The sequence below is a fragment of the Levilactobacillus namurensis DSM 19117 genome, assembly GCF_001434785.1.
In the GTDB taxonomy this organism is placed as follows: Bacteria; Bacillota; Bacilli; order Lactobacillales; family Lactobacillaceae; genus Levilactobacillus; species Levilactobacillus namurensis.
Window position 1 is genome coordinate 1 of sequence record NZ_AZDT01000013.1, and the last position, 1619, is coordinate 1619.

A 1619-nucleotide genomic window follows, 5' to 3' on the forward strand; every position below is an offset into this window, starting at 1 on the left:
CCTGAATTATTCATACCTTTCAAAAAAGTCGTCAGTTTTCATGTTTTTCAAAAACTGACGGCTTTTGATCTTGCTTACTATGTATTGAGACTCTAAATTTTGATGGTATCACCTAACGGTGAGTCATTTTTGAATTTTTGGGTGCACTTATCCCTTGATCGTACAGAATTTTTTTTAATTGGGGCTATTTAATAGCCTGAATACGCTGTAATACCTGATAAAAGAGTCGATGATAAACGTGATGAGAACTCAGTCGTAACTGGATTCGTCGACCGGTAAACACAACGCGGGCAGCGACTTTGAATAAACGGATTCGTAATGTACTAACACGCAATCCGGTCTCTGTTTTAGGTAGGGCTATTTGCTTCATAAAATTGATAATATTGTACGCTAATACACTAACCATCATACGGGCAGCGTTGGCGGTAAACGTTGAACTATCAGTCTTATCAAAGAAGAAGCCCTCTTTGGCTTCCTTGATATAATTCTCCATCTGACCACGCTTATGATACAGTTCAAATGCTGCTTCTGCGGTTAAATTTGTCAGATTAGTCACAATAAATTCATGTGAAAAGATCAATTCGCCAGCTACACGAGTTGACTTAACGTATACTTGACGCGGTTTAGGCCACGAAGTGGCCTGATAAGTTGCTGAGTAATAGTGAGTTTCGGTTTCATGCCACTCAGTTGTGTCGCTTATCTGTACAAACTCTTCTGCCAAGTTGTGTAGTCGCTTATTACGTTTGAGGCGAATAATGTAAAAGACATCATCGGCCTCGCAGGTATCATAAACAGCTGGTGTGGCGAACCCGCTATCACCGCGAACCAGAATATCAGTTTCTGGCAATTGGTCTTGATAATGTTTTAATAACGGTTCTAAAAAGGCTTTTATATCTGTGCTGGTATAGGCATTACCAGGCCGTAGGATGGCTTTCATGAGATTACCATCATTATCGATAGCTAGTAATGGATGATACCCCTCCGAGCCATAATGGGCGTTATAGTCAGTAGCTTCTTGATTGCCATAAGTGTCAGAATGGGTTGAATCAATATCAATAATGGTGGTCGTCTGATTAGTTAGCAGTCGAGCTTGATCAATAAGAGCTTGATTTAAAGTCTGGAAGGCGTCCACACCTGCGGAATCGATACGTTGCCAGAAACGGGATATCGTCGCTTGTGAAGCTAAGGCTGGTTTGTCCAATAAAAGTTTAAACAATGGTTCTGCAACCAATGAGGTTGCAGCAGAATCTGTATTATAACCGGCAATGATCTGCAGAACCAACTGCATTAAGATACTTGAATTACTATGTCGGCAGTATTGTCGATGGTCGTTGAACTTCAATAGATTGTCAGCTAAGTTCGTGAACTGAAACTTTGCCATCAGTTCAACACACAAGGTTAGGCCACCATCAGAAGATAATTGACCGCCGGTATGCGATGCTAGAATGTTTTTATTGAAACTAAATGCCATTTCCTGTACAGTTTTCATTATAGAGTCCTCTTCTCTTTATAGTGTCTTTTGGTCGAGTTAACTATACCAGAGCTGAGGCTCTTTTTCTGCACTTAAAAGGTGAAAACGTAAAATTCCCATCAAGCACTTGAATCATGTGTTTGATGGG

General features: G+C 40.5%; 1 protein-coding gene. It reads right to left on the reverse strand.

Annotated features, from left to right (window positions below; genetic code table 11):
• Nucleotides 1–184: 184 nt before the first annotated feature.
• The gene (locus FD30_RS03025; protein WP_056943840.1) at nt 185–1489 is read right to left on the reverse strand and encodes an IS1380 family transposase; all 1305 of its coding nucleotides are present in this window, start codon (nt 1487–1489) and stop codon (nt 185–187) included.
• Between the last annotated feature and the right edge of the window lie 130 nt (nt 1490–1619).

Excerpts from the sequence above, each read along its gene's own strand:
- FD30_RS03025 (WP_056943840.1), bottom strand. The coding sequence starts at position 1,489 with ATGAAAACTGTACAGGAAATGGCATTTAGTTTCAATAAAAACATTCTA.